This window comes from Herbaspirillum lusitanum P6-12 (genome assembly GCF_000256565.1).
Lineage (GTDB): Bacteria > Pseudomonadota > Gammaproteobacteria > Burkholderiales > Burkholderiaceae_D > Herbaspirillum > Herbaspirillum lusitanum.
The window spans coordinates 1-6,682 of sequence record NZ_AJHH01000354.1 but is presented as its reverse complement, the minus strand read 5'-3'; the positions used below and the strand labels follow the sequence as shown (position 1 = coordinate 6,682).

The window sequence follows — 6,682 nt, the reverse complement described above, 5'->3', positions numbered from 1 at the left end:
CCGTCATGGTCCGTTGTGTTTTCTGGCGTTACAATTGCAGCGAAACGCCTGCCACAGCCATCCGGGTTTAGGCGTAATATGAGTTGGAATAAAACAGACCGGCACCCTCATGCCGGCACTTACTTCAGAGAGACACCATGCTATTCGACCTCACCGACCTGCGGCTGTTCATCCTGATCGCCGAACTCAACAGCCTCACCCGCAGCGCCGAGCGCATGAACCTGTCGCTGGCGGCGACAAGCAACCGCATCAAGGAACTCGAAGCACGCTTCGGCATGCGCCTGCTCTACCGCGAGAGCAAGGGCGTGCAACTGACGCCGGCAGGACAGACCTTCCTCACCCATGCGCAGCAATTCATGCAGCAGGTCGAGCGCCTCAAAGGCGACATGCAGCAGTACAACAACGGCATCAAGGGTTATATCCGCATCTTCGCCAACACCACGGCGGTGACGGAATTCATGCCGGAAATCCTGGGCAAATTCCTCACCCTCCATCCGCAGGTCAACGTCGCGCTGGAAGAACGGCTGAACCACGACATCATGCGCGGCATCCAGGAAGGCACGGCCGACATCGGCATCGTCGCCGGACCGGTGCAGGGAGATGGACTGGAGATTCTGAATTTTTCAACCGACCGCCTGGTCCTCGCCGCGGCGCTGGAACATCCGCTGGCCGGCATCGGCAAGGTCTCCTTCGCCGAGACGCTGGAATATGAACACGTCGGCCTGCATGAAGGCAGCACGCTGCATCACTTCCTCAATCGTATCGTGTCGGAAAGCGGCCAGCGTCTGAAGTTGCGGATCCAGGTGCGCAGTTTTGAAGCGATGTGCCGGATGGTGGAGACCAATGTCGGCATCGGCATCGTGCCGCACTCGGCGGCCCTGCGTCACAAGCAAACCATGCAATTGAGCCTGATCGAACTGACCGATCCGTGGAGCGTGCGCGAGCGCAGCATGGTGGTCCAAAGCCTCGACGCCCTGCCCCTGTATGCGCGCGACCTGGTGGAATTCATCCGGCAGCAGACGGCGCAGGTGCCGCCGGTGCCGGTGGAGAAGGAAGCAGCCTGATTGCAGATTGAAATTTAGAGCGGCTAACAAAGCGTCGATGGCAAGGCGCGCCGACGAAGACAGTACGATAGTACGGCGAGGAGAAGCAACGCCGCCAGCGGCGTTTTGTTAGCCGCTCTTAGCCGTGCGTCATCATCCAGGCGGCTATCGCAATCAGCGCGCCGCAAAACAGCATCCGCAACCGCCGCTCCGGCAAATGGTGCGCCAGCGCCACGCCCCAGGAAATGCTGAGCACACCGCCCAGCGCCAGCGGAATACCGACACTCCAGTCGACATGGCCAGCGCTGGCGTAAGTCCATAGCGCCACCAGCGTCCCCGGCGTAACCATCGCCAGGCCCAGGCCCTGCGCCGCAGTCTGCGTCATGCCGAACAGGCCGACCAATCCCGGCACCGCCACGATGGCGCCGCCGACGCTGAAGAATCCCGCCGATGCACCCGCCGCCAATCCCATAAGGAAGATGTATTTCTGCGGCAGGCGCGCGCGCGGAAAACTGAGGACAAAAAGACCGGCGCCCCTCATGCTGGCGCTCACTTCAGAGAGACATCATGCTATTCGACCTCACCGACCTGCGACTGTTCATCCTGATCGCCGAACTCAACAGCCTCACGCGCAGCGCAGAGCGCATGAACCTGTCGCTGGCGGCGACCAGCAACCGCATCAAGGAACTCGAAGCACGCTTCGGCATGCGCCTGCTCTACCGTGAAAGCAAAGGTGTGCAATTGACGCCGGCGGGACAGACCTTTCTCTCACACGCGCAGCAATTCATGCAGCAGGTCGAGCGTCTCAAGGGCGACATGCAGCAGTACAACAACGGCATCAAGGGATATATCCGCATCTTCGCCAACACCACGGCAGTGACGGAGTTCATGCCGGAAATCCTCGGCAAATTCCTCACGCTGCATCCGCAGGTCAACGTGGCGCTGGAAGAACGGCTGAACCACGACATCATGCGCGGCATCCAGGAAGGCACGGCCGACATCGGCATCGTCGCCGGACCGGTGCAGGGAGAAGGACTGGAGATCCTGAATTTTTCAACCGACAAGCTGATCCTCGCCACCGCGCTGGAACATCCGCTGGCCGGCGTCGGCAAGGTCACTTTCGCCGAGACGCTCGAATACGAACACGTCGGCCTGCATGAAGGCAGCACGCTGCATCACTTCCTCAACCGCATCGTGTCGGAAAGCGGCCAGCGCCTCAAGCTGCGGATCCAGGTGCGCAGTTTCGAAGCGATGTGCCGCATGGTGGAGACCAACGTCGGCATCGGCATCGTGCCGCAATCGGCTGCGCTGCGCCACAAGCAGACCATGCAGCTGAGCCTGGTCGAACTGAGTGATCCGTGGAGCGTGCGCGAGCGCAGCATGGTGGTGCAAAGCCTCGACGCCCTGCCCCTGTATGCACGCGATTTGGTGGAATTCATCCGCCAGCAAACGGCGCAGGTGCCGCCGGTGCCGGTGGAGAAGGAAGCCGCCTGATTGTTGTTTGAAGAAGGCTCAGCCGTGCGTCATCATCCAGGCGGCAATCGCAATCAGCGCTCCGCAGAACAGCATGCGCAACCGCCGCTCCGGCAAATGGTGCGCCAGCGCCACGCCCCAGGAAATGCTGAGCACACCGCCCAGCGCCAGCGGAATACCGACACTCCAGTCGACATGGCCAGCGCTGGCGTAAGTCCATAGCGCCACCAGCGTCCCCGGCGTAACCATCGCCAGGCCCAGGCCCTGCGCCGCAGTCTGCGTCATGCCGAACAGGCCGACCAATCCCGGCACCGCCACGATGGCGCCGCCGACGCTGAAGAATCCCGCCGATGCACCCGCCGCCAATCCCATAAGGAAGATGTATTTCTGCGGCAGGCGCGCGCGCGGGATCATTTCCTTTTGCCTGCGCAGCAAGGTCCACAGGTAGTACAAGGCCAGCACCACCATGAACAAGGCGAACGCCAGATGCAGCGAGCGCGCCTCGATCGAGGTTGCAAAGCGCGCCGCGAAGTAAGTCGTGAACACCGCCGGCACCGCCATCTGCAGCGCCGAACCGAGCTCGATCTTGTTGCGCTGCTTGTAGCGCCAGAAACCGATCACCACATTGGGCACGATCATCACCAGCGCGGTCCCCTGCGCCAGTTGCTGGTCCATGCCGTAGAGGAATCCGAGCACCGGAATCGCGATCAGGCCGCCGCCGATGCCGAACAGGCCGCCGATGGCGCCGAGCACGCCGCCGAGAAAGAAGTTGACCACGACGGTGAAATACAAAGAATGCATCATAGGTGTAAAGTACGCACTTGGCCGGACAAGTCCCGTTGTAAAACACAGAGGACTTGCCTGACCGGCGACCCAAAAAGGAGATAGGCGTGAGTAACGGAAGTAGCGGCGTTCTGGTAGTTGTACTTGAAGCGGGCGTGGTGATCATCATTGCGTTGGCGATCTACCTGATCCGAAAAAAATAAACGAATCATCCTACGCAACCCCGGCAATACCGCAGCCATGCCCTCCCTCAAGCTGTCCGCCAGTTTATCAGCCAGCCTTCGCCGTCACAAGCGAAGCGCGCGATCTGCTCAGAAACGCCCGATGAAATTTTTAATCCGGCGCAGCAATGCATCGACCACGCAAGAACGTGACACGCCAACATTAAGGAATCAGCAATCATGGATCTAGGACTTCAAGGAAAAATCGCCCTCGTCTGCGGCGCCAGCAAAGGCCTCGGCTACGCCTGCGCCGAACACCTGGCACGCGAAGGCGCGCACGTCGTCATCGTCGCCCGCAACCAAGAGACGCTCGACCAGGCCGCTGAAAAACTGCGCGCGCTCGGCAACATCAAGGTCATCGCCGTCGCCACCGACATCGCCACTCCCGAAGGCCGCGCAAAAGCGCTGGCCGCGGTCGAGGAAATCGCCGGCACAATGGACAAAGAGCGAGGCCACGGCCCCGACATCCTCGTCAACAACGCCGGCCCGCCGCTGGGCGACTTCCGCGACTGGGATCGCGAGATCTGGCTCAAGGCCATCGACGCCAACATGCTGACGCCGGTCGAGCTGATCAAGGCCACCGTCGACCAGATGATCAAGCGCGGCTGGGGCCGCATCATCAACATCACCAGCAGCTCGGTCAAGGCCCCGCGCTACGACCTCGGCCTGTCCAACGGCGCCCGCTCCGGCCTGACCGGTTTCGTCGCCGGCGTGTCCCGCCACATCGCCAAGAGCGGCGTGACGATCAACAACTTGTTGCCCGGCAGCTTCGAAACCGATCGCCTGCGCAGCAGCTTCGTCGGCTCCGCCAAGCTCACCGGCGAAACACCCGACGAAGTCCGCCTGCAACGCATGGCCGAAACCCCGGCCGGCCGCTTCGGCGACCCGGACGAGTTCGGCGCCACCTGCGCATTCCTGTGCAGCAAACATGCCGGCTACATCAACGGCCAGAACGTGCTGATGGACGGCGGCGCTTACCCGGGCATTTTCTAAAAGCAGAAAAGGACGACGGCCAGGCGACTCATGTATAATGCCCGGCTTGCGCAGGAAGGTTGGCAGAGCGGTTGAATGCACCAGTCTTGAAAACTGGCGAGGGTGAGAGCCCTTCGTGAGTTCGAATCTCACACCTTCCGCCACAGAGCTCTAAGTCGTTGATTTCATGTATTATCAAGGACTTTTTACAACGAGCTGGTACAAATGAGTAGTACAAGGAAGCAGTCTGAGGCCTCGATGTTGATTTGCTCGCAGAATTGACCCTCTCCAATTGATCCACCTTCCAGCGTCTGGCGAAGGCTGCGCCCCGATCGTACGACCCCTCATAACCCAACGCGCGCAGCTCCAAATGGAGCTGTTTCAACGTACGGCGTTGTTTGCGTGATTTGGCCGCCTCGGTCTTTAACCAGGCCGAGAGTTTGAGTGTGTATTTGTCCAAAGAGCTCCGGGGACGCCTGTCTGCATAGGCTGGCTCTATGGTTTCCGCGCGAATGTACCGCCTGACGGTGTTTCGTGAGATGCCTAAACGCCTGGCGATCTCTCGCAATGAGACCTGGTCACGAAGGTGCCAGCGTCGAATAATTCCAAGTAATGCCACGTCGATCACTCCGATCTCCTGCTTATGGTCATAAGCAGAATTGTGTTCTAAACGTGGGTCACCCATTAGCCATCCGTTGTCAAGGGTACGAACTTAGCACTCGCAATATTTCGCGATATGTTGATTTCATCAAGCCATCGCTGTCACGTTCTGTTGGCTGACTTCGTGCCCTTTGCTTCAGTGTATGGTTGCGTGAATCGCACCAGTCACCCATATGGATCAAGCAGAAGCATTGCTACTCTCTTCGCCCTGGCAGTTCAACTGCCCCAGAAGCATCTCGGTACCGACCTGTGTCCAATTGTGGGACAGTTCTATGGCTTCTGCATTGCAGTTCCAGACCCTTGTGGCTCGCATGTCGGACGATTCATTTCCTTCAGAACAAACAACAATGGCAAACGGCACGGCGTCCAATCAATTTTTGATGGCTCGAAGTCCAACCCACGTTCTGGCTTGCCGGCCGTTGCCAAGCTTACGCAAAGCAGCGCTCAATCGAGAACTGCTCTCCCGTCTTTAACATATGGAAACAGGCGCGCGCCAGCTTGTGCGCCACTGCCTTAATGGCGACGATGCTGTTGCGCCTGGCTTTCTTGCGTTGATAGAATTTGCGCGCCGGCTCGTAGTAGCGAATCGCAAAGTTGGCGGCTTCGACGTAGGCCCACGCCAGATAGCGATTCCCGTTCTTTGTGTTGCCTTCGCCTTTCTTTTTGCCGTTGGAAACATGAACGCTACCAACACAGCGGCAATAAGAGGCGTAGTTGCCAACATCGGCAAACCGTTCGATGCTACCGGTTTCGAGAAGAATGACTGTGGCGAGGATAGGCCCGATACCAGAGACGGTTTTGAGTAGCCGATATCCAGGATTACTGCGGCAGTGTTTCGATAAGGCTTTCTCGATCGCATCGATTTGCGTTTGTAGTGCCTGCATCACCGCCAGATTTGCTTTGAGTCCCATCGACTCTGCCGCGCCAAACGACATGGCGTCTACCTGTGCATCGGTTAGCTGCTTCACGTCGTTCGTGGAGAGACGCCCTCCGGTTTGCTGCGCCAGACAGGTTTCGATCGAGACGATCTGTGTCGTACGCTGTTGAACCAGTTGCATACGCTTGCGCGCGAGGTCACGAACTGCACGGGTCGCCCGAGGCATGATATGACCTTCAGGCAGCAATCCCAATCGGAGAATATGCGCAAGATGGCGGGCATCTGATTCATCGCCACGATGCTTGAGACCATCGTATTGCTTGATCGCGGTAGTGTTGGCCAGGTGCAAGGATAGCCTGCGTCAATCAGTCCATCTACAAGCCAATACCAGTTGTAGGTCGACTCGACGACTACGCCGAACAAATGCGTTCGATACGGATCCAGCGTAGCGCAGATCTGATCCAAATTATTCGGCAGGCGCCTGGAGTACAGGACCCGATCGTCGTCATCGCTGATGACGACGAAACAGTTGTTCGAATGAAGGTCTATGCCGCAAAATAACATCGCCGTTCTCCTGGATAAAGTGAGGTTCGCACCATGACTTTACGCTCGGCGCTTGCCGAGGGAGGACGGCTAGATTATTCTAGATTATT

Annotated in this window: 4 protein-coding genes, 1 tRNA gene and 3 pseudogenes; 4 read left to right on the top strand and 4 right to left on the bottom strand. The window is 58.8% G+C overall.

Annotated features, from left to right (window positions below; translation table 11 throughout):
• Positions 1 to 137: 137 nt before the first annotated feature.
• Positions 138 to 1,064, top strand: coding sequence for a LysR family transcriptional regulator (locus HLUSI_RS0111370; protein WP_016834101.1), 927 nt, complete (start codon positions 138 to 140; stop codon positions 1,062 to 1,064).
• A gap of 118 nt (positions 1,065 to 1,182) precedes the next feature.
• Here the strand turns inward: HLUSI_RS0111370 and HLUSI_RS28160 are convergent.
• Positions 1,183 to 1,542: pseudogene (locus tag HLUSI_RS28160) on the bottom strand (sulfite exporter TauE/SafE family protein); the annotation flags it as partial.
• A 68-nt stretch (positions 1,543 to 1,610) separates the two neighbouring features.
• On the opposite strand from HLUSI_RS28160, the gene HLUSI_RS0111360 reads away from it, so the two are divergent.
• Positions 1,611 to 2,537, top strand: coding sequence for a LysR family transcriptional regulator (locus HLUSI_RS0111360; protein WP_016834099.1), 927 nt, complete (start codon positions 1,611 to 1,613; stop codon positions 2,535 to 2,537).
• 18 nt (positions 2,538 to 2,555) lie between these two features.
• Here HLUSI_RS0111360 and HLUSI_RS0111355 read toward each other — a convergent pair whose 3' ends face one another.
• A complete protein-coding gene (locus tag HLUSI_RS0111355; protein WP_029363411.1) occupies positions 2,556 to 3,320 on the bottom strand; it encodes a sulfite exporter TauE/SafE family protein in 765 nt (254 codons plus the stop codon).
• A 380-nt stretch (positions 3,321 to 3,700) separates the two neighbouring features.
• Between HLUSI_RS0111355 and HLUSI_RS0111350 the strand changes: the two genes are divergently transcribed.
• Complete coding sequence (locus HLUSI_RS0111350) at positions 3,701 to 4,513, top strand: SDR family oxidoreductase (RefSeq protein ID WP_016834097.1); 813 nt, start codon at positions 3,701 to 3,703, stop codon at positions 4,511 to 4,513.
• Between the two features lie 53 nt (positions 4,514 to 4,566).
• Positions 4,567 to 4,656 (top strand) — tRNA-Ser (locus HLUSI_RS0111345).
• Between the two features lie 353 nt (positions 4,657 to 5,009).
• Here HLUSI_RS0111345 and HLUSI_RS34930 read toward each other — a convergent pair.
• Together HLUSI_RS34930 and HLUSI_RS28155 are read right to left on the bottom strand one after the other, a co-directional pair.
• Positions 5,010 to 5,177 (bottom strand): annotated as a pseudogene (locus HLUSI_RS34930) (helix-turn-helix domain-containing protein); the annotation flags it as partial.
• Positions 5,178 to 5,580: 403 nt separating this feature from the next.
• Positions 5,581 to 6,593, bottom strand: a pseudogene (locus HLUSI_RS28155) (IS110 family RNA-guided transposase).
• Positions 6,594 to 6,682: the final 89 nt, after the last annotated feature.